23 protein-coding genes are annotated in these 24,782 nt (G+C 65.7%); 13 read left to right on the top strand and 10 right to left on the bottom strand.

The genetic code is table 11. The features are described from left to right. The first annotated feature begins 91 nt into the window (after positions 1-91). The 7 genes from gspI to U0025_RS11050 are packed head-to-tail and all read left to right on the top strand — an operon-like array spanning position 92 to position 5,184. The gene (gspI, locus tag U0025_RS11080; protein ID WP_004207444.1) at positions 92-454 is read left to right on the top strand and encodes a type II secretion system minor pseudopilin GspI; all 363 of its coding nucleotides are present in this window, start codon (positions 92-94) and stop codon (positions 452-454) included. After that, positions 454-1,140, top strand: coding sequence for a type II secretion system minor pseudopilin GspJ (gspJ, locus tag U0025_RS11075; protein WP_004207443.1), 687 nt, complete (start codon positions 454-456; stop codon positions 1,138-1,140). Before gspI ends, gspJ begins: the two co-directional genes overlap by 1 nt. Further along, positions 1,127-2,122 carry a type II secretion system minor pseudopilin GspK gene (gene gspK, locus U0025_RS11070; protein WP_004207442.1) on the top strand — a complete coding sequence of 332 codons (996 nt, stop codon included), beginning with the start codon at positions 1,127-1,129 and terminating at the stop codon, positions 2,120-2,122. Before gspJ ends, gspK begins: the two co-directional genes overlap by 14 nt. Continuing rightward, entirely contained in the window at positions 2,119-3,237 is a 1,119-nt protein-coding gene (gspL, locus tag U0025_RS11065; protein WP_004207441.1) for a type II secretion system protein GspL, read from the top strand. The genes gspK and gspL overlap by 4 nt, the downstream gene beginning before the upstream one ends. Continuing rightward, a complete protein-coding gene (gspM, locus tag U0025_RS11060) occupies positions 3,234-3,722 on the top strand; it encodes a type II secretion system protein GspM (RefSeq protein ID WP_004207440.1) in 489 nt (162 codons plus the stop codon). Before gspL ends, gspM begins: the two co-directional genes overlap by 4 nt. Continuing rightward, the gene (gene gspN / locus U0025_RS11055) at positions 3,719-4,441 is read left to right on the top strand and encodes a type II secretion system protein N (RefSeq protein ID WP_004207439.1); all 723 of its coding nucleotides are present in this window, start codon (positions 3,719-3,721) and stop codon (positions 4,439-4,441) included. Before gspM ends, gspN begins: the two co-directional genes overlap by 4 nt. Continuing rightward, entirely contained in the window at positions 4,438-5,184 is a 747-nt protein-coding gene (locus tag U0025_RS11050) for a prepilin peptidase (RefSeq protein ID WP_004207438.1), read from the top strand. Before gspN ends, U0025_RS11050 begins: the two co-directional genes overlap by 4 nt. Positions 5,185-5,469: 285 nt before the next feature. Here U0025_RS11050 and U0025_RS11045 read toward each other — a convergent pair whose 3' ends face one another. Then, positions 5,470-6,192: an arylesterase gene (locus U0025_RS11045; protein WP_037490195.1), complete on the bottom strand. Its 723-nt coding sequence runs from the start codon at positions 6,190-6,192 to the stop codon at positions 5,470-5,472. Here U0025_RS11045 and U0025_RS11040 point away from each other — a divergent pair. Continuing rightward, positions 6,191-6,880 (top strand): ABC transporter ATP-binding protein, encoded by a 690-nt coding sequence (locus U0025_RS11040; protein ID WP_004207436.1) that lies wholly within the window; start codon positions 6,191-6,193, stop codon positions 6,878-6,880. The genes U0025_RS11045 and U0025_RS11040 overlap by 2 nt on opposite strands. Further along, positions 6,877-9,393 carry an ABC transporter permease gene (locus tag U0025_RS11035; protein WP_004207435.1) on the top strand — a complete coding sequence of 839 codons (2,517 nt, stop codon included), beginning with the start codon at positions 6,877-6,879 and terminating at the stop codon, positions 9,391-9,393. Before U0025_RS11040 ends, U0025_RS11035 begins: the two co-directional genes overlap by 4 nt. Before the next feature lie 16 nt (positions 9,394-9,409). On the opposite strand, the gene U0025_RS11030 is transcribed toward U0025_RS11035, so the two are convergent. Next, on the bottom strand, positions 9,410-10,459 hold the full coding sequence (locus U0025_RS11030) for a SphA family protein (protein ID WP_004207434.1): 1,050 nt from the start codon (positions 10,457-10,459) through the stop codon (positions 9,410-9,412). A gap of 301 nt (positions 10,460-10,760) precedes the next feature. Here U0025_RS11030 and U0025_RS11025 point away from each other — a divergent pair, with 301 nt between their 5' ends. Next, the gene (locus tag U0025_RS11025; protein ID WP_004207433.1) at positions 10,761-11,411 is read left to right on the top strand and encodes a response regulator; all 651 of its coding nucleotides are present in this window, start codon (positions 10,761-10,763) and stop codon (positions 11,409-11,411) included. Positions 11,412-11,463: 52 nt separating this feature from the next. Here U0025_RS11025 and U0025_RS11020 read toward each other — a convergent pair whose 3' ends face one another. Next, positions 11,464-12,621 (bottom strand): sensor histidine kinase, encoded by a 1,158-nt coding sequence (locus tag U0025_RS11020; RefSeq protein ID WP_004207432.1) that lies wholly within the window; start codon positions 12,619-12,621, stop codon positions 11,464-11,466. 662 nt (positions 12,622-13,283) lie between these two features. Here U0025_RS11020 and U0025_RS11015 point away from each other — a divergent pair. Continuing rightward, positions 13,284-14,111, top strand: a complete 828-nt coding sequence (locus tag U0025_RS11015) for an outer membrane beta-barrel protein (RefSeq protein ID WP_004207431.1) — start codon at positions 13,284-13,286, stop codon at positions 14,109-14,111. Between the two features lie 45 nt (positions 14,112-14,156). Here the strand turns inward: U0025_RS11015 and U0025_RS11010 are convergent, their stop codons facing one another. Together U0025_RS11010 and U0025_RS11005 are read right to left on the bottom strand one after the other, a co-directional pair. After that, entirely contained in the window at positions 14,157-15,071 is a 915-nt protein-coding gene (locus tag U0025_RS11010; protein ID WP_051156873.1) for a formylglycine-generating enzyme family protein, read from the bottom strand. An 83-nt stretch (positions 15,072-15,154) separates the two neighbouring features. Then, positions 15,155-15,532 (bottom strand): YidH family protein, encoded by a 378-nt coding sequence (locus tag U0025_RS11005; protein ID WP_004207429.1) that lies wholly within the window; start codon positions 15,530-15,532, stop codon positions 15,155-15,157. A 555-nt stretch (positions 15,533-16,087) separates the two neighbouring features. Here U0025_RS11005 and U0025_RS11000 point away from each other — a divergent pair. Both U0025_RS11000 and U0025_RS10995 read left to right on the top strand, forming a co-directional pair. Next, complete coding sequence (locus tag U0025_RS11000; RefSeq protein ID WP_004207428.1) at positions 16,088-16,849, top strand: DUF2092 domain-containing protein; 762 nt, start codon at positions 16,088-16,090, stop codon at positions 16,847-16,849. After that, entirely contained in the window at positions 16,846-17,463 is a 618-nt protein-coding gene (locus U0025_RS10995) for a hypothetical protein (protein ID WP_004207427.1), read from the top strand. The genes U0025_RS11000 and U0025_RS10995 overlap by 4 nt, the downstream gene beginning before the upstream one ends. Before the next feature lie 100 nt (positions 17,464-17,563). On the opposite strand, the gene U0025_RS10990 is transcribed toward U0025_RS10995, so the two are convergent. The 5 genes from U0025_RS10990 to U0025_RS10970 all read right to left on the bottom strand — a co-directional run bounded on the left by U0025_RS10990 (position 17,564) and on the right by U0025_RS10970 (position 24,776). Next, positions 17,564-20,362: a TonB-dependent receptor gene (locus U0025_RS10990; protein ID WP_004207426.1), complete on the bottom strand. Its 2,799-nt coding sequence runs from the start codon at positions 20,360-20,362 to the stop codon at positions 17,564-17,566. Between the two features lie 315 nt (positions 20,363-20,677). Continuing rightward, complete coding sequence (locus U0025_RS10985) at positions 20,678-21,418, bottom strand: winged helix-turn-helix domain-containing protein (RefSeq protein WP_004207425.1); 741 nt, start codon at positions 21,416-21,418, stop codon at positions 20,678-20,680. Beyond that, positions 21,370-22,389, bottom strand: coding sequence for a sulfotransferase (locus U0025_RS10980; protein WP_004207424.1), 1,020 nt, complete (start codon positions 22,387-22,389; stop codon positions 21,370-21,372). Before U0025_RS10980 ends, U0025_RS10985 begins: the two co-directional genes overlap by 49 nt. 1 nt (position 22,390) lies before the next feature. Continuing rightward, the gene (locus U0025_RS10975; RefSeq protein WP_004207423.1) at positions 22,391-23,548 is read right to left on the bottom strand and encodes a glycosyltransferase family 4 protein; all 1,158 of its coding nucleotides are present in this window, start codon (positions 23,546-23,548) and stop codon (positions 22,391-22,393) included. Then, on the bottom strand, positions 23,541-24,776 hold the full coding sequence (locus U0025_RS10970; protein WP_004207422.1) for a hypothetical protein: 1,236 nt from the start codon (positions 24,774-24,776) through the stop codon (positions 23,541-23,543). Before U0025_RS10970 ends, U0025_RS10975 begins: the two co-directional genes overlap by 8 nt. Positions 24,777-24,782: the final 6 nt, after the last annotated feature.

Below are 24,782 nucleotides of genomic sequence, written 5' to 3'. Positions count from 1 at the left end.
GCGATGGAGTGCCGAATGGATCCCGGATCAAGTCCGGGATGACGGCAGTGAGAGGGGGAGGCGTTCCGCCGAAAACGGCTTCACGTCTCCTATGCGTTCCGCCGAACACGGCTTCACGTTGCTCGAAATGCTGGTTGCGCTGGCGGTGTTCAGCCTGGCGGCTTTGGCGCTGGTGCGGTTGCAGGGGGTGACGCTGCGCACCGCCGCCGATCTCGACAGCAAGGCGCTGGGCCAGATCGTCGCGCGCAACCTGATGGTCGAGGTGCAGAGCGATGTCGCCCCGCCCTCGGTCGGCGAGGAGGATGGCGAGGTCGAGAATGGCGGCCGCCGCTGGCACTGGACGCGCACCGTCAAGGCGAGCGAGGACAAGCGCCTGTTGCAGGTCGATCTGGTGGTTGATGGCCAGCCGGGCGCATCGCCGGTGGTGCTCAGCTTCCTGCGGGAGGTGGAGTGATGAGGCCGGAGAAGCCACAGGGCGAACAAGGCTTCACGTCTTTGAGGCGTTCCGCCGAACACGGCTTCACGCTGATCGAGCTGCTCGTCGCGCTGATGATCTTTGCGATGCTGGCGGCGGCGGGCGTGCTGTTGCTGGGCAACAGCGTGTCGGCGCAGGCGCAGGTCAAGGCGCGGCTGGACGACATGGCGGCGATCCAGCGGGCCGCGGGCGCGCTGTCGGCCGATCTTGGCCAGGCGGTGCCGCGCATCAGTCGCACCGAGGCGGGGACGCTGGCGCCGGCCTTCTGGGCGCATCGCGATGGCGAGGAACAGCCGGTGATGCAGTTCGTGCGCGGCGGATGGGATAATCTGGGCGACCTGCCCCGGCCGTCCTTGCAGAAGGTCGAATATTGGGTGCGGCAGGGCCGGCTGGAACGGCGCGGCTATGCCCAGATCGACGGGGCGGCGGGCGACGAGCCGGCGGCGCTGCTCGACCATGTCGAGGAGGTGACGCTCCGCTTCCGCGATGGGGAAGGCGAGTGGCGCGAGGAGTGGACGCCGGGCCAGCCCGATCTGATGCCGCGCGCGGTGGAGATGGTGGTCAAGCGCACCGGCGAGCCGCCGGTCACGCTGCGCTTCCTGGTGGCGCCCGGTCCCAAGGAAGCGCCGCTTGACGATCAGGAGGCGGCCAATGCGGCGGCCTGATCCCAACCGTCCCGAGGAGCGCGGCGCCGCGCTGCTGACCGTCTTGCTGCTGGTCGCGGTGATGGCGGTGGTGGCGGCCACGGCGCTGGAGCGGGTGGCGCTGGCGACGCGGATGACCGGCAATGGCGGCGCGGTCGATCAAGGGCGGGCCTTTGCCGATGCGGGCATGGTGATCGCGCGCCTCAAGATCGGCGATCTGGTCGCGGCCAGCCCCGGCAAGACGACCTTGGCGGGCAACTGGATGGGCACGCCGCAGGCGATCCCGGTGCCCGGCGGCATGGCGACGGCGCGGGTGACCGACGGCAGCAACTGCTTCAACCTCAACAGCGTGGTCGCCGGCAACAACGAGAACAGCCTGAAGGTGCGCCCGGTGGCGGTTTCGCAGTTCCAGGCGCTGTTGCAGGCGCTGGGCGTCGATGTGCGCCAGGCGCAGGTCGCCGCTGCCTCGCTTGCCGACTGGATCGATACCGACAGCGTGCCCCAACCGGCTGGGGCGGAGGACGAGACCTATGCCCGCGCGGCGCGGCCCTATCGCACCGCCAACCGCTTCATGGTCGACGCCAGCGAATTGCGGGCGGTGAACGGCATCACGCCGGCGGTCTATGATCTGGTCCGGCCCTGGGTCTGCGCGCTGCCGGTATCGGACATGTCGCCGATCAATATCAATACCTTGCTGCCCGATCAGGCGCCCTTGTTCGCGATGCTGCTGCCGGGGCAGCTGAGCGTGGCGCAGGCACGGCAATTGCTGGCGCAACGGCCGGCGGAAGGCTACGGCAGCATACCGCAATTCTGGCAGGCACCCTCTCTGGTCGGGCTCAGCCCGCTCACCGAGGTGGCCGAGCAGGTCAAGTTGACGACGGGATTTTTCAGAGTGGACGTGTCGGTGAATGTAGGGGGAACGCAAGTGGTGGAGCGCGGGCTGATCGATGCCCGGCAACCGCCGATCCGGCTGGTGCGGCGCGATTGGGGGACGGGCGCATGAGTTCGGCCGATGCCCTGATCATTGCCCTGCCCGAAGGGGCGGAGGACGCGCCGACATGGATGCGGGTGGTGGATGGCGCGATCGTCCAGACCGGCGCCGGGGCCGACTGGCTGGCCGCCTGTGGCCTTGCCGAGCTGTCCGACAAGGCGCGGGTTATGCTGGTGCCGCCGGCCGCACTGGTGGCGCTGCACTGGGTGTCGCACCCCGACCTGCCGGCGCGGCAGGGGCGGGCGGCGGCGCGGCTGGGCGCGCTGGCCGGCGCCATCCTGCCGTCCGATCAGCTGTTCGCCGCCGCTGACGAGAATGACGATCCGGCCCGCCCGCATATCGTGGCGGTCGCGGCGCGCAGCGACATGCAGCATTGGCTGCTCTGGGCGCAGCATCATGGGCTGGACCCGGACATCATCGTGCCGGCGGCGCTGCTGTTGCCGGAAAGTGATGATGGTTTCGTTTCCGGAATGATTGGCGGGGCGCAGGTGCTGCGCGGCGCGGACATGGCGCTGACCGCTGACATGGCGCTGCCCGAACTGATCGGCGACGCGCCGGTGCGGGCGGTCGCGGCCGACGAGATCGAAGCGCGACTGGTGGCGGCGCTCGATACGCCGCCGATCGACCTGCGCCAGGGCGATTTCGCCAAGCGGGTGCGGCGTCAGATCGACACGCGGGCACTGGGCCGGGTCGCGATCTGGTGCGGCCTGATCCTGCTGGCCAGCCTGCTTATCAGCCTGGTGACGCTGGTGCGGCAGAATGTCGCCGCCAGCCAGGTCGATGGCGAGAGCCTGGCGCTGGCGCGGCAGGTGTTGCCGGAGGCTTCGGACGTGATGCAGGTCGAGGCGGAGATGGACCGGCAACTCGCCGCGCGCGGGGCCGGCGCCTATGCCTTCACCGCGCCGGTCGCCGGACTGATGAGCGCAATGCAGGATGCGCCGGGCGTGTCGCTGACGTCGCTGTCGCGCGATCCCGACGGCATGGTGCGCGCGACGCTGGCCGCCGCCAAGGCGGATGACATCAACATCGTGCTGCTGGCGTTGCAGGCGGCCGGTTACACGATCACGGCGACCCCGTCCCAGGATCCGGGCGGGCGCACGCTGGCAGATATTACGGTGCGGTCATGATGGACAGGATGAAAGCCTATTGGATCGAGCGGTCGCCGCGTGAGCAATGGATGCTGGGCGTGATGTTCGCGCTGCTGGCAGTGGTGATATTGTGGCTGGGCGTGGCCCGGCCGCTGACCCATGCGCAGGTTTCCGCCCGCGATGCTTTGCGCGAGGCGACCGATCGCAATGCGGCGATCCGCGCCAAGGTGAAGTTGCTCAAGCATCTGCCGCGCAGGCCCGCGCCGACCGGCCCGGCCATCCCGATCGAACAATTTGTCGGCCAGAGCGCGGGCGAGGCCGGACTGACGCTGGAACGGGCGCAGCCGCAGGGCAATGGCCGGATGGAGATCGCCATCGCCTCGGTCCGACCGGTGGCGATGATGAGCTGGATTGCGGGGCTGGAGGCGCAGGGGCTTCGGGTCGAGACGATGAGCGCGCGGCCCTCGCCGACCGCAGGCAGCGTGTCGGTGCAGGCGGTGCTGGTGCGCGGAGGTGGCCAATGAAGGGGCTGATCCTGTCGCGCCGGATGCGCATGATCCTGATCGCGCTGTTCATATTGGGCCTGATCGTCTTCATTCCGATGCGCGTGGCGCTGGGGCTGGCGCAGCTTGACCGGCTGGGCCTGGCCGCGCGCGAGATACGCGGCAGCGTGTGGAGCGGGCGGATCGACCAGTTGATGCTCGGCGAAATGCCGATGGGGTCGGTGCGCGCCGGCCTGTCGCCTGTCTCGCTGCTGGTCGGCCGGGCGCGGTTCGACATTGCCCGCCATCGCGGCCAGCCCGACGACATCCAAGGGGCGCTGACGGTCGGGCTAGACCGGATCGGCATCGATGACGTGACCGGCTCGGTACCGCTGGGCCGTACCTTCGCGCCGCTGCCGGTCAGCGGGCTGATGATGGAGGATGTCAGCGGCTATTATCGCGGCGATGTCTGCGGCCATGCCGAAGGCCGGGTGCGGGCGCGGATGGCGACGCAGATTGCCGGGCTGAACCTGTCGCAGGGGCTGTCGGGCACGGTCGCCTGCGATGGTGATGCGCTGCTGCTGCCGCTGGTCAGCCAGTCGGGGATGGAGAAGATCAACCTGCGCATCTGGCGGTCAGGCCGCTATACTGCGGAAATGCGGGTGGAAACCGCCGACCCGGCGCTGGCCGGGACACTGGGCCAGGCGGGCTTCGCCACGGTCGGCAACGCCTATGTGCTGAAGGTCGAAGGGACGTTGTGATCGATCCCTGGGCGGCCCTGTTCGGCGCGGTCGCGGGTGCGATCGCGGGCAGCTTCCTTGCCACCCTGATCCTGCGCTGGCCGCAGGGACGGGGCGTGATGCGCGGCCGGTCGGCCTGCGACGGCTGTGGCCGGGTGCTGGGGGCGATCGACCTGGTGCCGATGCTGAGCGCGCTGGTGCAGCGTGGGCGATGCCGGAGCTGCGGCGCGGCGATCGATCCGCTCCATGGCCGGGTGGAGGCGGGCTGCGCCATCATCGGCGCGCTGGCGCTGGGGTTCGTGCCGGATCTGGGCGGGATCGGCTGGGCGCTGCTCGGCTGGCTGCTGCTGACCCTGGCGCTACTGGACTGGCGCCATTTCTGGCTGCCCGATGCGCTGACCCTGCCGCTTGCCTTCTTCGGCTTTACCCTGGGGCTGTGGACCACCGACGTCGCGCTGGTCGACCGGGTGATCGGCGCGGCGGCGGGCTATCTGGGGCTGCTGGCGATCGCGCTCGGCTATCGCGCGCTGCGTGGGCGCGAAGGGCTGGGGCTGGGCGACGCCAAGCTGCTCGGCGCGATCGGCGCCTGGCTGGGCTGGCAGGCGCTGCCCTTCATCCTGCTGATCGCGGCGTCGCTGGGGCTGGCGGGGGCGCTGGTCGCGCTGGCGCTGGGCCGGGCGGTGCAGGGGCAGAGCCGGGCGCCATTGGGGACGTTGCTGGCGATCGCGACGCTGCCGGGCTGGATCGTGCGAGGACTGATCTAGCGGGCCGACGAGCGTGTCTGGGCCGGGAGGGCAAATTTGGGCGGGCAGGAAGCGACCAGAAGTGGACATTCCTCCCCGGAACGGGGAGTTCAATGGAGACACGGGTCTCCATTGAACAGACGCGAAGCGCTGACGGAGGGGCAGGTGCCTCTTGGCGCTGCGCTATCCGGCCTGTGCCCCTCCACCACTCGCTACGCGAGCGGTCCCCCTCCCCGTGCCGGGGAGGAATGTCTTGTTCCCACCCATTTTAGCCATTTTGACGGACACCCGATTTTCGCCCGCGGTCTACTCCCCCAACTGCCTGGCCACCAACGGCGCGACCTTGGCGGTGATGCGCTGGACGCCTTGGGGATTGGGGTGGATGCCGTCGGGCAGCAGCAGGCTGCGCTGGCCGATCACGCCGTCGAGGAAGAAGGGGTAGAGCGGCACGCCATGCTTCTTTGCCAGATCGGGATAGATCGGGTTGAAGGCGGCGGCATAGTCCGGCCCCATATTGGGCGAGGCCATCATGCCGGTCAGCATCGCCGGGATGCCGCGCTTGTCGAGTTCGGTCAGGATGGCGTCGATATTGGCCCGGGTCGCCTGCGGGCTGAGGCCGCGCAGCATGTCGTTGCCGCCCAGGCCCACGAGGACCAGATCGGGCTTGCGCGGCAGGCCGTCGAGACCGAAGGCGAGGCGGGCGAGGCCGTCCGCGCTGGTGTCGCCCGACACGCCGGCATTGACGACATGGGCCTTGATCCCCTGTTTTGACAGGGCTTGTTCAAGTATGGGTGCAAAGCCCTGATCCTGCTGAAGATTATAGCCGGCATAGAGGCTGTCGCCGAAGACGACGACCAGCTTGCCATCGGCGATTGGCTGTGTCGCCTTCGCTGTCATGTTCGCTGCATTATTGTCGGCGGCGGGAAGCGCCTCTTGCTTCGTTGGGGAACAGGCGGCGAGCAGTTGGACAAGCAGCAGCGAGAACCCATATAGCCGGAAACCGTTCGCCAAGGAGCCTTCCTTCTTCATGCATGCGACCATCGATGCCCCCCATATCGCGATCCAGGCGCGCAATGTCACCCTCTCGCTCGGCAACACGCAGATATTGAAGGGGATCGACCTGGATATTCGTCGCGGCGAGAGCCTGGCGATATTGGGGGCGTCGGGATCGGGCAAGTCATCGCTGATGGCGATCCTGTCCGGGCTGGAGCAGGCGAGCGGCGGCACGGTCAGCGTGGCGGGCGTCAATTATCGCGCGCTCGACGAGGATGGGCTGGCGCGGGCGCGGCGCGGGCGGATCGGCATCATCCTGCAATCCTTCCATCTGTTGCCGACGATGACGGCACTGGAAAATGTCGCCGTGCCGCTGGAACTGGCGGGGCTGGCCGATCCGTTCGAGCGGGCAGCGCAGGAATTGAAGGCGGTGGGTCTGGGCCATCGCCTGTCCCATTATCCCGCCCAGCTGTCGGGCGGCGAGCAGCAGCGCGTGGCGATCGCGCGGGCCATGGCGCCCGATCCGGCGATATTGTTCGCGGATGAACCCACGGGAAATCTGGACCAGTCGACCGGCACGGCGATCATCGACCTGCTGTTCGCCCGGCAACAGGCGAGCGGCGCGACCCTGCTGATCATCACCCATGATCCGGCGCTGGCGGCGCGGTGTGACCGGACCGTCGAGATGCGGGACGGGCAGCTGAGCGGCGAGGTTGCCGCGTGACGCCATTGGGGTGGGGGGCAAGCTGGCGGATCGCGCGGCGCGACCTGCATGCCGGGTTCCGCGGCTTGCGGCTGCTGTTCGTCTGCCTGTTCCTGGGCGTGATGACGCTGGCGGCGATCGGCAGCCTGACCAGCGCGATCACCGGCGAGATTTCGGCGCGGGGGCAGATGATCCTGGGCGGCGATGTCGAGATAGCCATGACCCAGCGGGTGATGGACGCGCGCGACCAGCAGGCGATCACGCGGCTGGGCCGGATGAGCGAGACGGTGCGGCTGCGCGCCATGGTCCACAAGGGCGGCGGGCTCGAGGCGCCGCCGCTGCTGACCGAGTTGAAAGGCGTGGACGATGCCTATCCGCTCTATGGCACGCTGGCGTTGCAGCATGGACGCTATGCGCCGCTGGCGGCCGACCGCATCCTGATCAGCCCGGCCTTGGCGGAGCGGATGGCGATCGGCGTCGGTGACGCGCTGCGCTATGGCACGGCCGATTTCACGGTGGCGGCGATCATCGCCGACGAGCCGGACCGGGTGGGCGAGGGCTTTACCCTGGGGCCGGTGGCGATCGTGTCGATGGACGGGCTGGACCGCACCGGGCTGATCCAGCCGGGCAGCCTCTACCGCGCCAAATATCGGCTGCGCCTGCCCGCCGGGGCGGATGCGCAGGCGCTGCGCGAGCGGCTGGAGAAGCGCTATGTCGAGCAGGGCTGGGAATATAAGGACCGCGAGCGGGCAGCGCCGGGCACCAACCGCTTCATCGAGAATATGGGCCAGTTCCTGTTGTTGATCGGCCTGGCCGCGCTGGTGATTGCCGGGATCGGCGTCAGCAATGGCGTTGCGTCCTATCTGGCGATCAAGCGCGGCGCGCTGGCCACTTTCAAGGTGCTGGGCGCGACATCGGCCGATATCCAGCGCATCTATCTGCTGCAGATCGGGGTGGTTGCGGGGCTGGCCATATTGGCCGGGCTGGTGGCGGGCGCGCTGTCGCCGCCCTTGCTGGTCTGGGCGGCGGGCGACATGCTGCCGGTGGCGCCGGGCTTCCACCTCTATCCGCTGCCGCTGGCGACGAGCGCCGCCTATGGCCTGCTGATCGCGCTGATCTTCACGTTGCCGCCGCTGGCCCGTGCGCGGACCGAGCCAGTGGCGGCGATCCTGCGCACTCTGGTCGACGGGCGGCGGCGGATCGACCGGCACACGCTGGCGCTGGTCGGCGGAGCGATCGCGCTGCTGGTCGCGGTCGTGCTGCTGACGGCGCGTACGCCGATGTTCGCAGCGGCGATGCTGGGCGCCATTACGGCGACCCTGTTGCTGCTGCTGGCGATGGGGCAGGGGATAAAGTGGCTGGCGCGGCGCATGCCCCATGCGCGGCGGCCGCTGCTGCGGCTGGCGCTTGCCAACCTCCATCGGCCCGGCGCGCAGACCGCGGCGCTGACCGTGGCATTGGGGCTGGCGCTGACCCTGTTCGTCACGCTGGCGGCGATCCAGACCAGCATCCAGGCGGAGATTGGCCGGACCGTGCCGAAACAGGCGCCCAACCTGTTCATACTCGACATGCCGGCCGGGGCGGAGGCGCAGTTTCGCGCCTTGATGGCCAGGCGCGTGCCGGCGGCGAAGCTGAATGTCGTGCCGATCCTGCGTGGCACGGTGACCGGCTATTCGGGCAAGCGCGTCGCCGACCTCAAGGAAAAACCGGAAGGGGCGTGGATCCTGCGCGGCGAGCGCGGCGTCACCTATAGCGCGACCCTGCCCGAGGGCAGCGAGATCGTGGAGGGACGCTGGTGGTCGCGCGATTATGTCGGGCCGCCGCTGGTGTCGCTCGACGCCGACCAGGCCAAGGCGCTGGACATCTGGGTCGGCGACCGCATCACCGTGTCGATCCTGGGCCGCGAGATCGAGGCGCGGGTCGCGTCGCTGCGCAAGATCAACTGGGACACGATGGGTTTCAACTATGTGATGGTCTTTTCGCCGAGCACGCTGGCGTCGGCGCCGCACAGCCTGACCGCGACGATCAGCCTGCCCGACAAGCGCCAGGAGCAGGCGGTGACCAGCGCGCTGCTGGCGAGCTTCCCCGGCGCGTCGGTGATCGAGGTGGGGCAGGTGATCGGCCAGGTGTCTGGCTTGCTGGACCAGATGTCGGGGGCGATCCTGGCGGCGGCGTCGGTGACGGTGCTGGCGGGGGTCGCGGTGCTGATCGGCGCGATCGCGGCCGGGCGGCAGAGCCGCAGCTATGACAGCGTGGTGCTGAAGCTGCTGGGCGCGACGCGCGGCCAGATATTGGGGGCGCAGGCGCTGGAATATGGCGTGCTGGCCGGGCTTCTGGCGCTGGTGGCGCTGTTGCTGGGTGGGGCCGCCGCCTGGTATGTGGTGGTGCAGCTGTTCAGTTTCGGCTGGGCGCCCGACTGGGGCGTGGTGCTGGCGACGCTGGCGGGCGGAGCGGTGCTGACGCTGGGGATTGGGCTTGCCGGATCGATCCCGCTGATGTCGGTGCGGCCCGCAAGGGCGCTGCGGCAGCTATAGAGGGGATGCCCCGGCGCTATTGCGGGGGCATCTTCATGTAGAGCGGCAGGGTGAGGCTGAGGAAGAAGGCCTCGCCCTTCAGCCGGTTGGTGGCGTCGAGTTCCTTGAAGGCGCGCAGGCGGAAGGTCGCGGGCGAGCGGCCCATGGTGACATTGAGCGCGGCCGTGCCGCCGACGCCGACCACCTCACCCCGGAAGGCACCGAGCAGGGCGCCACTGCTCTTGTCATCGCTGATCTGCTTGAGCCAATAGCCCTGGGCGCCGATGGAGAATTTCTTCGACAGCGCCTTTTCCACCGATCCTTCGAGGTGGAACTCGTTGCCGCTGTCATATTCCGTATAGTCATTCTTGCCGTTGAAGGTGACGCCGGCCTTGCCGGTGAGATCCCAGCCGCTCTCATCATCATGCAGGCTGAGCGCGAGCGAGGTGTCGACTGCCCAGCGATGCAGCGCCAGATTGGCCAGCTGGTCCTCGCGATAATGGCCGACCGGGATGTTGACCATGCTACTGGCCTGGATGCGGAGCTTGCCTGCCTTCCAGCCGAGCATGGTGTTGAACACCGGATCGCCGACGACGAGCGCGGAATCATGGACGTTGAGGCTGCGCAGATTGCCGAACGGGCCGGTGACGACGGCATTGGCATCGATCATCGGCGCACCGACCGGCACGGTCACGCCCATCGACAATGTGCCGCCCAGGAAGTTGGTGGAGGGCACGACCAGCGTCGTCAGGAAATCGGCGACGATCGTTGCATCGAGGCCGGCGACGACATTGCCGCCGACGACGAATTCCTTGCTGGCGCTCGCGCTGCCATTGTAGATGTAAATGGTGTCGTCGAAATAGACACCCTCCAGCGGCGGCATCACGGCGGTCGCTGGGCCGCCGGTGCCGGGAACATAGAGGCTGGCTGCGCCCTCGACGGCCTTCGCCGGGGTGCTGATCGCACCGGCCAGCGGCAGGAGAACGCCCAGCAGGCAGGTCTTCACGTTGCGCATCATCTGTCCCCAATTTCCCTGAAGGCCATGAAGCCCGGTGCCATCATCCATCGGCGCGGCGGGTGGGGCCATCGGGATAATCCCCGATCCGGTTGGGGGACGCTCGCATCGCAGAAAACCCTATGATCGATGCTAAGATCAGGAAAATGCACGATAACCATGCTTTCCTCTCGCCAAGCAAAGCGGGACATGGCAGATTTTCCGCTGCCAGGCTCCACGTGGACCATGACGGAAAGGCCGATATTGGCGGCTTTGCGCGCTGTCGGGGCAATATCGGCCGATGCGGGGGAAAACCCCCATTGTTTCAGGCGGGCGGGCCGCAAAGATAGGCGGGCTCATCATGGGCGCCATCGGGAGTGGACAGGGGTAAGGGATGAGCAAGCCATTGACGCGGATATTGATTGCCGACGATCATCAGGCCTTGCGCCAGGGGGTTCGGACTTTCCTCGAAACCCAGGATCGCTGGCAGATCGTCGCCGAGGCATCGGACGGGCATGACGCGCTGAAAGCGGCGCGCGATACCCAGCCGGACATCGCGATCCTGGATTATTCGCTGCCGCTGATGAACGGGCTGGAACTGACCCGCGCGCTCAAGCAGGAATTCCCGCGGATCGAAATACTGATCTACACGATGCATGATCGGGAGGATCTGCTGGTCGAGGTGCTGCGTGCGGGCGCGCGCGGCTATGTGCTCAAGTCCGACAGCGGCCAGCATCTGCAGTCGGCGGTCGAGGCGCTGTCGCTGCGCAAGCCCTATTTCTCGGCGGCGATCTCCGAAACATTGCTCGACCATTATGTGAAGAGCAGCGTGGCCGGCAGCAATGTCGCCACGCTGACCCCGCGCGAGCGCGAGATCGTTCAACTGATCGCCGAGGGCAAGATCAACAAGCAGATTGCCCATCTGCTGGATATCAGCGTGAAGACGGTCGAGACCCACCGCGCGGCGGCGATGCACAAGCTGAAGCTGGGAACGACGGCGGAGCTGGTGCGCTATGCGGTGCGCAACAATATCGTCGAACCCTGATCGGCGGGCGATCGGCGGGCGGGCCTGATCCTGCGCCGCCGATCAGGCTGGTTCAGTCACATTGACGTCGGCGCGGTATGGTCGCGGTGACGAGCGTGCCAGCGCCGGTGCGGCGGACTTCCAACTGGCCAGCGAGGGCCGCGACCCGCTCCCGCATGCCCGACAGGCCGACGCCGACGATGTCGCGGCCCTGACCGTTGAGGATATGTTCGGGCACGCCCCGGCCATCATCCTCTATTTCCAGGGTGAAGCTGGTCTGGGTCCGTCGCAGGCGGACGACGGCGTGGCGGGCATCGGCATGTTTGTAGACATTGGCCAGTGCTTCCTGCGCGACGCGATAGAAGGCGATTTCCATGTCCGGGTCGCGCTTGATCGGCCCCGAAAGGCAGCGAAATTCGACCTGGAGCCCGGACCGGCGGGCGAAGCCGCGGGTGAAATGGGCGAGGGCCGCCTCGATACCATCCTCCGCCAGTTCGGGCGGATGGAGCAGATAGCTGAGCGTCCGCACCTGGTCCTGGATCGCCTTGAGCGAGATTTCCATGGCCTGATAGGCGTCATTGGCCTGGGGGCTCATGTCGCTGTTGCGCAGCGTCATGAGGTTGAACTGCATCAGGGCCAGTTGCTGGGCCGTTTCGTCATGCAACTCGCGGGCGATCCGCTTGCGCTCCTCTTCCTCCGCCTGCAGCATCGAGAGGTGGTAGCGACGGGGATTGGCGGTTTCGCTTTCCGGATCTTCATCATCGAGATGGCTGAGGATGAACAGATCCTCGGCGCCCGGCAGGCGTTCGCCATGGACGACCATGCGGATGTCCTGCCCGGCGAGCGGGAAGCTGAGGGTCTGGCTGAAGGGCGTGTTGTGCTGACAGAGGGCGGCGACATGTTCGCTCACGCTGCGGGCATCCTGCGGCGGCGCGGCGAAACGCGCCTTCACGGCATAGTAGCTCTGGCCTGCCACGAGATGCAGGTCGAGGCCAACGGCGCGGAGATAGGGCTGGCAGGCGCCATTGATAGCCACGATGCAGGCATCGCGATCCACCACCACGATCTTGACCGGAATGCTGTTGATCAGGCGCTGCAGCTCTGCACGGGACGTTGTATGGGATGGACTCGGCGGAACCAGATAGATCGGCACGGGAACTGTGGCACTACCACGTTCGTCACCGAAAAACTCCGGATAATAGGGTGCCCCCGCTTGATGTAGTTCGAGCATGACGTCTCCCTCACCAGCTAAAATGCCCTGTATCATTCGACCGGGGCGAAAGTCCCGGCGCGTAAAGATCATCTGCGCGGCAAATGCCGCGTGAAAATGGACTAACTAACGAGCGACCCTGTTATCAGGAAGTATACCGGGGGTATTTCTATGTAGCAATGGTTGGGGCGATGCAAAAGTCGGAGTTTTTCGCGAACTTGAGATGCTTTCTGCATTGGTGGATATTTGGCAGGTTTCTGCCACGAAACCTATGGGAAATGGGCGTTTAACAGCGTTAATGGACTAAAGTATGACATTGTATACTTTGAAGAAATGTGAGTTTTATGTATAATTTTAGGTCTAAGGAAATATACCTACTGTAACGCGCGGATGTGGTCGGCGGCCTGCTCGACGCTCCTGAGTCGCGCATGTCGGATGGATGGTTGAGCGGCCTGATTTGACGACCGGGGATTTACCCCGAGATGGGGGGATCGGCCCGCACGGCATTTTCCGGCCGCTTTACAGGCCAATGGTGATGACGGCATCGGGTTTACCCCGGCAACATTCTCCGCGCTCCTAGGCAATGACCCCGATGCCCAAGCTCTACGCAAGGGCGCACAAGGGGGGGCAGGCGTCATGGTCGCCATATCAAATGAGCGGCCGCTGGCCACAGGGAGGACGAAATGGCGCGTCACAGCATCAGGCTTGGCGGCATTTGTGTCGTGATGACGTGGGTAGCCGCAGCGCCCGTGCATGCGCAATCGCTCGACGACAAATATTGGATCGAGGTGGGGGCCTATTGGCCATCGGTCAGTTCCCATGTCCGGGTCGCACCCGCGTCCAATCCGGATGGCGGCACGAATATCGACCTGGAATCGGACCTCGATCTCGACAAGCACAAGGCACTGCCGCAGGTCGCGGCGGGGATCAGATTGGGCGGCAACTGGTCGGTGATGGGCGAATATTATTCGCTGAGCCGTAACGGGTCAAAGACGGTGGCGCGCGATATAGTCTTTGACGATGTCACCTATCCGGCCGGGGTGCGGGTGGAGAGCGGCTTCGATAGCGACGTCTATCGGCTGACCTTCGGCTATGCGTTCGTGAGCACCCCTGACACCCGCGTCGGCGCGGCGCTGGGGCTGCATGCGACCGATTTCACCCTGACGCTCAAGGGGGATGCCCGATTGGGCGAAACCCAGGTGAGCGGCACGCAACGTCGTCGCAAGGCGCTGGCGCCGCTGCCGACGGTGGGGCTGTTCGCGACGCAGCGGATCGCCACTGACCTGACGCTGAGCGCAAGGGCGGATTATCTGTCGCTCAAGGTCGACGATTATAAGGGCCGGCTGCTCAACGCCGAAGCGGCCATGACCTGGCGCTTTGCCCGGAATGTCGGGGTCGGCGCGATGTGGCGCTACGTCAATTATCGCGTCGATGTCGACAAGGATAGCTGGGCCGGGCGGATGAAATATCGGTTTAGCGGCCCGGCGGTCTTCATGCAGGTCGGGTTCTGACAGGAAAGGGCGTCGTGCGGGTCGGCGCGACGCCCCTTCTGTCTGTCAGACGGCGCGGATCACGCAGCGAAAGCCGATATGGCTGGTCGAGGAGTCGATCGCCTGGGCATGGCGCGCAGCGGGGCGATAGCGCCGGCAATAGCTGGGCGCACAGAGGTGCGAGCCACCCTTCAGGACACGGCGGGGGATGAGGATGTGCGGCTGGTGCGGGTCATAGCTGGCTTCGCGCGCCTGGTTGAGCGGGTTGCGCGGCGCGCAGCAGGGGCGCGAGGGATCGGCCTGATGCCGGGCCGCATAGAAATCCTCGGTCCATTCCCAGACATTGCCGATCATGTCGGACAGGCCATAGCCATTGGCGGGGAAGCTGCCGACCGGCGAGGTGCGTTCATAGCCGTCGATCAGCAGATTTTCGGACGGGAAATTGCCCTGCCAGAAATTCGCCATCGCCTTGCCATCAGGCAACAGTTCGTCGCCCCAGGCAAATTCCTGGCCATCGACGCCGCCACGCGCGGCAAATTCCCATTCCGCTTCCGTGGGCAGCGCCTTGCCGGCCCACGCGGCATAGGCTGCGGCATCGTCATAGGTGACATGGACCACCGGATGATCGTCGAGATCATCGATCGAGGAGTCCGGGCCGAGCGGATGGCGCCAGTCGGCGTCGAAGACATAGCGCCACCACTGGCTCCAGTCATGCAGCGGCACGGGGCGTTCGGTCGGCGTGAAGACCAAGGAGGCGGGGCGCAGCATGTCCGGTTGGGCGCCGGGATAATCGTCCGGATTGGGGGCGATCTCCGCCGTGGTGCGATGGCCGGTCGCCTCGACGAAGCGACGGAAGTCGCGATTGGTGACGGGGGTGGCATCGATCCAGAAGGCGTCGACCTCGACCGGATGGGCCGGCGCTTCCTCGGGATAATGATGGTCCGACCCCATGATGAAGCGGCCGCCGGGAATATGGATCATGTTGTCCGGCGCAGTGGCCGCAGGGGCGAGGGGGGATGGCACGGTCAACCGATACTCCTTGTCTGTCGATCCTTTTGATGCGCCTATACGGCGCGCGTCGCAATGGCCGCGAACAGGGCGATGCCGGCCACGCACATGATCAGCGCCATGACCAGCACCGGCCGGCCCAGATGAAACTGGTTGGTCTGCTTGAGGTCGGAGAGCGTCATCCAGTAACCCCATGTGCCGAGCAGGATGGCCAGCGTGCCCATGCCGGCGAGGAACAGGCCGATATGCTGCGGGCTCTGGGAATCGCCATGGCCCGTCTTCTCCGTCGCGGCGTCGAGAAATTTGTAGATGGTGAAGCCGAAGCTGAGCATCGAGAGCGAGGTGCGAATCCAGGCCATCAAGGTGCGATCGGCGGCCATGACGGTGCGTTTTGCACCCAGATCGGCTGGCAGATTGGGAATGTCTTCCGTCATGATCGCCGCTCCATCAGCGAGAAATCTTGCGGTGATCCTAGGCGTGCCGTCGGGGATTGGCGATCATGATAAACCCTGGGACGGCACAGTGAGGATCTGTTCCCGGTGCGCGGGCGCAAAGCGGCGCGGAGCGTTGGATAGCAGCATGTTAGGCGCGCGCCGGATGACGGGCATCGGCGCAAAAGGCCGATCAGGGCAAATCCCGACTTGGCCGGCCCCGGCGGCGCTCTAGCTTGATAGCGACAGGACAAGGCCGGGATGGTGCGCAAATGACCACCCGGCAGCAGGGATCGGCCGGGACTACCGGCCCATGAAATGACTGCCACCCATCCCCCCGGGTGTGGTCATGCATCAGGCGGGAAGAAGGACTGCACTTTCCGCCTGATGCTCCGTCAGGCTCAGGCCCTGCTCGGAAAGAAATGCGGCCAAATCGGCAATTATCCCGATGGGCCGTATCGGCGGAACAGCGATAGTCGGCCGCAGCAAGGGAGATGGCGTCCGATGGCTGCATCGCGCATCTCGCCGCGCGTCCGATCCGGGCAGAAGGAGCTTGTGATGAGGTCTAGGATAAAATGTCTCTGTGTGCCGCTGGCGCTGCTGGCCGCATCCACTGCCCATGCGCAGACTGCCGCGCAGGCGGCGGGCGTGGTCGAGCCGGGGGCGATGGACGCCATGGACAAGATGAGCGCCAAGCTGATCTCGCTGCCCGGCTTCGCGCTGAAGGCGGATGTCACGACCGAAGTGGTGCTGGATACCGGGCAGAAGCTTCAGTTTACCGGTGCGCTGGACATTCAGGTCCACAAGCCCGACGCGTTCAAGATCGTCGCCACATCCGACATCCAGAACCGCGAATATTATTTCGGTGGCGGCAAGTTCACGGTGCTGGCGCCGCGGCTGAACTATTATGCCAGCGTGCCGGTGACTGGTTCGATCGGCCAGTCGCTCGACAGCCTGCGCACCACCTATGGTGTCGAACTGCCGCTGGCCGACCTGTTCACCTGGGGCACGGACCAGACGCTGCGCAGCCGCATAAAGTCGGGCTATGTCATCCGTCCCGAGACGATCGATGGCCGTACCTGCACCCATTATGCCTTCCGCCAGGAAAAGGTCGACTGGCAGATATGGATCGAGGACAGCAGCCAGTTGCCCTGCAAGATGGTGATCACCGACACGAACGATCCGTCGATGCCGCAATATAGCGCGCTGATGCGCTGGGACGGCAGCGCGCGACCGTCGGCGGCTGACCTCGCCTTCACCGCGCCGGCCGGCGCCAATCCGATCCGCATGGTGGACCTGAGCAAGGGAGAGGCGAAATGAGCATGGAGGCAAAACGCGGCCTGGCCATCATCGCATCGCTTGCCCTGATGGCTGAACCGGTCGTCATCGGTCGGGTCATGTTGTCATCGGCGGCGCTGGTGCTGGGCATGACCGCTTCGACGGCAGAGGCGGCGCCGCCCCGGAACCGCGGTAATCGCGGTGGCGGCGGGCGCGCACGACCGGCGCGGCCCTCGGGTGGCGGTCATGCGGCGCGGCCGGGCAATTCCAATCCCGGCGGGCGGCCGGGCGTGCGCGGCGGATCGGTCAACAATGTCAATCACAACCGGCATCACAACACGGTCAATAATGTCCATGTGAATGTCGATCATGGCGGTGGGCATCATGGGGGCGGTCCGGACCGCTACGACCATTATGATCATCATCGCCATGACCGGTGGGATGATGATTGGGACGATCACTGGCATCCGGTGGCGACCGCGGCCGCAGTGACGCTGACGGCGGCGGCGATCGGCTCGATCGTGCGCAGCATTCCGCCGGATTGCTCGACCGTGGTGGTCAACGGCATCAGCTATTCGCAGTGCGGCAACAGCTGGTATCAGCCGCAATATGTCGGATCGTCGGTGCAATATGTGGTGGTCAATCCGCCGCGCTGATGCGCCGGTCGATCAAAGGAAAAAGCGGCCGTCCGAAAGGGCGGCCGCTTTTTTGTGGGGCAGGTGCCGGACAGGCGAGTAGGCCCGTCCGGCAGAGCGATCAGAACTTGACCGAGGCGTTCACGAAGAAGGCGCGGCCATATACGTCGTAGGTCGACGGATAGGTGTTCGACTGCTGCTGATTGTCGCCCATGATCGGCGGCTTCTTGTTGAACATATTGTTCATGCCCAGCGACCAGCCGAAGGTTTCCGTCGCCTGCACCTGAAGACCGAGGTCGAACAGGTTGTAGGCCTTGATCTTCTCGACGGTATAGGTGGTCGTATCGTCGTCGTCGCGGACGCTCGACAGATAGCGATGGGTCAGGCCCAGGGTGATCGGACCGCTGCTCCAGGTGATGCGGTTGTTGAGCCGCAGCTTGGAATAGGGATCGCCGCAATAGACGCCGAAGCGACCGGCACAGCTCTGGTTCAGTTCCGGGATCGCCGCGACCGGGTTCAGGTCGTAACGGATCAGACGGGTGCCCGCGACGCGGAAGCTGAGCTTGCCGGTCTTGGCGCCGAACACGCCGAAGTTGAGCGGCAGGCTGTAGTTCATCTCGAAGTCCACGCCTTCGGTCTTGAGACCGCCGGTGTTGGACAGGAGATTTTCCGCGCCTTCGATCGCATAGCTGTTCTCGTTGCGCGGCAGCAGGGAGCAATAGCTGCTGTCATAGGGCGTCCAGCCATTGGACTGATCGCCATAGCAGGCCTTGATGATGTTCGCGGTGCCCGGCGTCGAAATGTAATTGTCGATCTTGATATGGTAATAATCGACCGTCAGGCTGAAGCGCGGCAGGAAGCTGGGCTGGAGCACGACGCCCGCGGTCCAGGTGTCCGACTTTTCCTCACGCAGGTTCGGGTTGCCGCCGGTGATCGAGTCGATCTGCGAGCTGCCACCGTTGATGTCGGTGCCGAGCGCGCTCGACGGAACGCCGGTCGCGACGCAGCTGGCCGCCAGGCTGGCATTGGTGGTTGCGTCCTCGGTCGAGCAGGGATCGTTCGCGGTCGGGAAGTCCTGCGACTGGCCCGAATAGAGATCCGCGACGGTCGGCGCACGCACCGCCCGGCTATACTGGCCGCGGAAGGTGACGTCCTTGATCGGCGCATAGATGAGGCCGGCCGAGAAGGTGCCGACATTCTTGGCTGCGGTCGAGTAATGCGAGAAGCGATAGGCACCGTTGAAGTCGAGCTTGTGGACCAGCGGCAGATCGGCGAGCAGCGGCACGTCGATTTCGGCGAACAGTTCCTTCACATTATAGCCGCCCGACAGGCCCTCACCGGCGTTGAAGCCGACGACGTCGCCCGAGGACAGGGCATAGTCCGGATCATAGCTGCCATGTTCGGAGCGATATTCGGCGCCGAAGGCGATGCCGGCCGGGCCGGCGCCCAGATCGAACAGATTGCCGTTGGTGACTGCGAAGCTGGCGACCTGTTCGGTCACGGTGCTGACATTCTTGACCGGGATCGAGATGAAGGCGGCGGCTTCGCTGCTGATATTGCCTTCGCCGAAGATGTTCAGCGGGACGCAGCCATTGCTGGTGTCCGAACAGACCAGATTGCCGTCGCTGTCATAGGTGGTCTTGAGCGCCTGCTCCACGCGGCTGCGCGATACGTTGCCGGTCTGGGTTTCGACCTGCTTGGTGCGCGAATAGCTGTAATAGCCGTCATAGTTCCAGTCGCCGGCAATCTGGCCCTTGGCACCGATCAGGGTGCGATAGGCGGTGTTGTCGACATTGGAGATGCGGGCGCCGACCTCGTTGAGGCGGCGATAGATGGCGGCGGTGGCATAGCCATCGCCATCGGTGTCGGCTGCGGACAGCAGCGCCTGCGATTCCGGCGAAAGGAAGGAGGAGTCGACGTCGAGCGAGACCGAGCCGGTGAACGGCGTGGACGCGAGGCGGTTCTTCACCCGGTTGTTGATGAACTGACCCTCGGCATAGACGGTCAGGTGATCGTTGACGTCATAATGGGTCTGGGCGCTCAGCAGGATGCGCTTCTGGGGCACCTGCAGATAATTGTCCGGCGCATAGTTGTAGGCGTCGGTCGTCGCGTCATAGGCCGAATAGCTGCCGTCCTGATTGAACTTATACTGGGTGCCGGACAGGGCGAAGCGGGTGCCGGGGATCGAGCCCGAGCCGCCGGCGGCCAGGCCGCCATCGCCGTCATCGGTATAGGCCTGCTTGGTATAGCTGCGGGCCGACTGCTGGACGGCGTCGCGCTTGGTGTAATCGATGTAGAAGGTGGCGTTGCCGCGACCGTCGGCGAAATTGCCGCCCATCAGCAGGTTGGTGTTGAAGGTGCCGCCGTCGCCTGCCTGGTTGATGCGATAATTGGCGTTTGCTTCGACGCCGGAAAAGTCGCGCTTGGTCACGAAGTTGATGACGCCGGCGATCGCGTCCGAACCATAGACGGCGGAGCGGCCGCCCGACACGACTTCGACATGGTCGATCAGGCCCGCCGGAACGGTGTTGAGATCGACGATCTGGTTGGAGTCATAGGAGACGTAGCGACGGCCATCGACCAGCACCAGGGTGCGGTTGGCGCCCAGGCCGCGCAGGTCGGCCGTGGACACGCCGCCGCCCGGATTGTTGGATGCCGCCGTCGTGCTGGGGATCAGCTGGGGCAGGTCATTGATGATCGATTCGACGTTGACCTTGCCGCTGAGCTTCAACTCCTGTGCGCTGACGATCGCGATCGGCGATGCCTGCTGCAGGTCGGGGCGGGCGATGCGCGAGCCGGTGACGACGATGGTGTCGCTGGTCGCGCCATCATCCGCCGCGCTGGTCTGCGCGAAGGCCGGGGTCGCCAGGCCGAGCAGGATGGTCGACGCCGAAAGGCGCCGCAGGATGTGAGACGGCATGAAAATAATCTCCCTTGGGATTTTTATCCCGGCCCGCGCCCTGTTGGTTTGTCCTTGGGATGACGCGAGCCGATGGAGAGATTTGTATGCGTGCGACGAAGTGCGTCAACGCGATTTGCCGTGTTTCGCAAAGGTTTAGCAAAGCTGTTGCCAATAAAAAACAGATATGTCGATAGATTTGATCATGTTGTGAAATGTTGCTTATGTTTCATGGGATTTCATTATTTGAGAAATTGGAAAATTATATTGTATTCATAACGAAAAATGCCCCGCATATCTCCATATGCGGGGTGATAAATTCGACTTGTATTTTGATCAGTTGGCGGCGTTGCCAGCCGTGACGGGGTGGACGAAAATATAGCCTTCGTTGCGCACGGTGCGGATCGTCTGTCCCTTGAGCCCGCCGGCCGACAATTTGCGACGCAGACGGCACAGCTGGACATCGATGGCGCGGTCATAATGGTCGCTCGACGCACCATAGACCTGGTCGAGCAGCTGGTTGCGGTTCAGCACCTGGCGCGCATTGGCGACGAAGACGCGCAGCAACTGATATTCGCCCTCGGACAGCGAGATGGTGCCACCGGTCGGATCGAACAACTGACGGGTGGTGAGGTCGAAGCGCCAGCCCTGGAAGGCGACCCAGCTATTGTCGCGCGGGGCCGTAGCCATGGTGCCGGCATCGGCCTGGCGGCGACGGGCGCGCAGCGCCGCATTGGCGCGGGCGAGCAGTTCGCGGGCGTTGCAGGGCTTGGTCAGATAATCTTCCGCACCCATTTCCAGGCCCAGGATGCGATCAATGTCGCTGCTGGCGCGGCTGTGGATGATGACCGGAATGCGCCGCTCGAACGCAAATTCGCGCAGCAGGCCGGCAGTATGCTGGCCCGGCATCATCGGTTCGGCGATCAACAGGTCATAATGACCCTCTTCCGAGAGGCGGCGCATGTCGGCGAGATTGGCGGCGGTGTCGACGTCGAAGCCATAGCGGCCGAAATAGTCCGACAACGACGTCAGCAGTGCTGCGTCATCGTCGGCAAGGAGGATGTGGCTGTTCTGCATGATCGAGCATAGGACGGCGCCGGTCCGGCCATCCCGTCGCGTGATTTTGCGTCGCGGCATGTCTGTTGTTCCAGTCGGTCGGCAATGGCGGCCTCGCCATGCCGGTAATAGTCGTTGAAATGGGCGATGGCGCCCTCGTCCAATATGTCGCGCATGCGCAGTGGACGGCCGAAGCGGCCCGAGGCATTGGCGCGGCGGAGCAGCTTGCGGCTGAGCCCATACCAGCCGGGCAGATGGAGCAGGCAGTCCTTGTCCGCGACGGCGCGCCGGGTAAAGAGATTGGCGGCGCGAAAGGCCCAGAGCAGCAGCCGGCCGGGGGAGGGGTTGCGTGTGCCCCAGTCCAGCCGGTCGAGCGCGACATCCAGCCCGAAACGGGCGGCATAGGCGGCGGCGAAACCGCGCGGATCGGCGCGAAAATCCTCATAGCGGAAGACATGGACATTGTCCGCGCCGAACAGCCGGTCATAATGAGCGATCAGCCGGGCATAGTCGAAATGTTCGCGGCGGAAGCCGGGCGCCTCGTCCCGCTCGGGCGCCACCGGGCCGAGCCGGTCGCGACCGAACAGATAACGATGGATGCCGAAGGTGCCGCCGCCCTTCACATATTGAAGATAGGCGGACGCGATGGCCGAGCAGGGATCGCGCACGAAGATGACGATCTGCGCGCCGGGCAGCGTGTCGCGGATGCGGCCGGCGACATCCTTGGAAAGATTGCCGGCCAGCCCGCCATTATGCAGCCCGCCGCTCAGGTTTTCCTCGCACAGGATGATGTCGTCGCGGTCCTGGCCCAGTCTGTGGCGGGCCTGGTCCGGCTCGAAATGGAGCGCGCCGGCCTCCAGGAAGGCGGCCCGCGCGACGGCGCGGGGCAGGTAGCGACGATTGCGGACGGCGGGATAGAAAATATCCTGGAACCAGGTGGTTCCGGTCTTGTGATAGCCGATATGGATGATGGGGCCCCTGTAGATGCGCATCCTATCCTCCTTCGGTGAGTGCGGGCGTGCTGCGAGACGGGGCGGGGCGGCGGGTCGGCAGTTCGTGCAGCACCAGGCGGCAATGCCGTTCCCACGACAGGTTGTTCGCGGCCCAGATCCGTGCCTGATCGCCCAGCCGGCGGCAGAGCGCGGGATCGCGTGCCAGCAGCGCGAGCGCCGCGCGCAATGCGCCGGGGGAATTGCCGTCGACGACCAGGCCGGTGACGCCATCGCGGACCAGTTCGGCCGGGCCGCCATCCGCGCCGACGATGCAGGCCAGCCCCTGTGCCATGGCATCGGCGACGCTGAGGCCGAACCCTTCCACCTCGGCGCCGTCCTCCAGCGCGATCTGGGGGTGGAGGAAGATGTCGGCATCGCGATATTGCTCGGCCAGTTCCGCGTCGGAGACATAGCCGGCCAGGCGGACATGATCCTCCAACTGGTGGCGGCGCACGGTCTGCTGGATGCGGATGCCGTCCACGCCGCGGCCGACGATGGTGTAGTGGAGTGAGGCTTCCTCGCGCAGGCAGGCGGCGGCGGCGTCGATCGCCGCCGGAATATTCTTGCGCGCGACGAGGCGGCAGACGGTCAGTATCTGGGCCGGTGCGTCGCCATATTGGAACGCGGTGGCGGGACGGTCGGCCGGCATGCGCACCCCGTTCCAGGCGACGATGGTGCGCGCGGCAAAATCGGGCAGGCGCTGCACCAGCAGGTCGCGGGTGACGGCGCTGACCGCGACGATGCGCCGGGCGCGGCGCAGCACCAGCCGCAGCAGGGCGAAGGCACCGCCGGCCGGGCGACCGACTTCCCGGCCATGGATCGTCACGATGAGGGGGCGGGGAAAGGCGAGGGCAGGCAGGGCTGCGCGCCAGGTGCAGGCATGGATCGCCTTTGGGCGCTCACCGCGCAGCCAGGCGCCGGCCATGGCGCGGAACAGCCGGCCATAGACCCGCAGGCGCGAGGCCGGGCCGACATCGATCAGTTCGACCCCGTCGCTGCTGACCCGGCGCGGGCCGGCCGAGGATTTGGCGAACAGGGTGACGCGCCAGCCCAGCGCGGCATAGGCGCGGGCGGTTTCGGCCACATAGGTCTGGACCCCGCCTTCATCGGGCGCATGGACGCGGGCGACGAGCCAGAGGCGGCGATCGGCATCAGCCATGGCGCAGCGCCTCCCGCAGCTTATAGGGTGTCGGAACGGGTCTTGCTGCCGGTGCGCCGCGCGTCAGATAATCCGCGACCGCCCTGGCCGCGCGCGCCGAGGCGGGCGCGCCGCCGCTGGTAAAGGTGTCGGACAGGCCGCGTCGCTGGGCGGCGTCATACATGCCATGGGCGGCCATGGCGGCGGCGACCTTGTCCGGGATGCGATCGGCGGATTCATGGACCGGGCCATAATGCCAATGGGCATAGTTGGGATCGTCGCGCCACTGCGCGCCATGGCCGTTGAGGAACAGGCAGGGGCGGGGCGTGGCGATGAATTCGTAGATCTGGCTCGACACGTCGCCGATATAGGCGGCGGCAAGCTGGACATAGCTCATGTCGACGCTCGCCCGGCTGCCCAGGTCGACATGAATGTGCGGCAGGGCGGCAAATTCGGCGAGCATGCGCTCGGCCGCGGTGCGCTTGCGGCGATTGTCGAACAGGCGGACATGGGGCGCGACGATCAGGTTGAACCGGTCATCGGCCGCGAACTGGCGCAACACATCCATGCCCATTGCCTGCCAGGAGGAGAGGCGCGGCGAGAAATGCGGGTTGTATAGGATGATCGGGCGATTGTCGGTAAAGGGGCTGGCCGGGCGCTGGCCCTGGGTCAGGTCGAACTTGCCATAGCCGGCAATGGCGTAATGATCCTCGCGGATCAGGCCCTGCGCCAGCATCCGTCGGCGCTGCTTCTCGCCCGCCAGCAGGACGAAGTCGAACAGCGCGATGCGCGGATCATAGCCGACCGCGCGGTCGCCCGCGCCATGACAGGTATGGATGAAGCGGCTGTCCGCCAGCCCGAGCCGGCGCAGCAGCAGCGAGGTGCGTTCGGGCACGACGATTGCGTCATAGCGGGCGAGGCGGTGGCGCGCGGCGAGCAGGGTGGCGAGCTTGGGTGGGCTGGCATGGCCCGACAGATGGGACAGGGTGCGCAGCCAGATATTGTCGAGATGGATGAAGTTCAGCCGGCCGCCGCCGTGACGGGCCGCCAGGTCGCGGGCCAGCGCAATATGATCGGCCCCGGCGGCGATGATATCGACGCGAAAGCGTGGATCATGCGACAATTCCAGTGCCAGCGGCATGGCGTGCAGAAGATGATGGATCTGCGCGTTGAAGAAGAAGCAGATCGACTGCGTCTTCCTGTCTGTCTTTTCGGTCCGGGCCGGGAAATTGATCGGCTGTTGTATCACGCTGCA

The organism is Sphingobium yanoikuyae (assembly GCF_034424525.1).
Taxonomy (GTDB): Bacteria; Pseudomonadota; Alphaproteobacteria; order Sphingomonadales; family Sphingomonadaceae; genus Sphingobium; species Sphingobium yanoikuyae.
The sequence above is the reverse complement of the archived record's forward strand: the minus strand, read 5'-3'. Positions and strand labels throughout refer to the sequence as shown.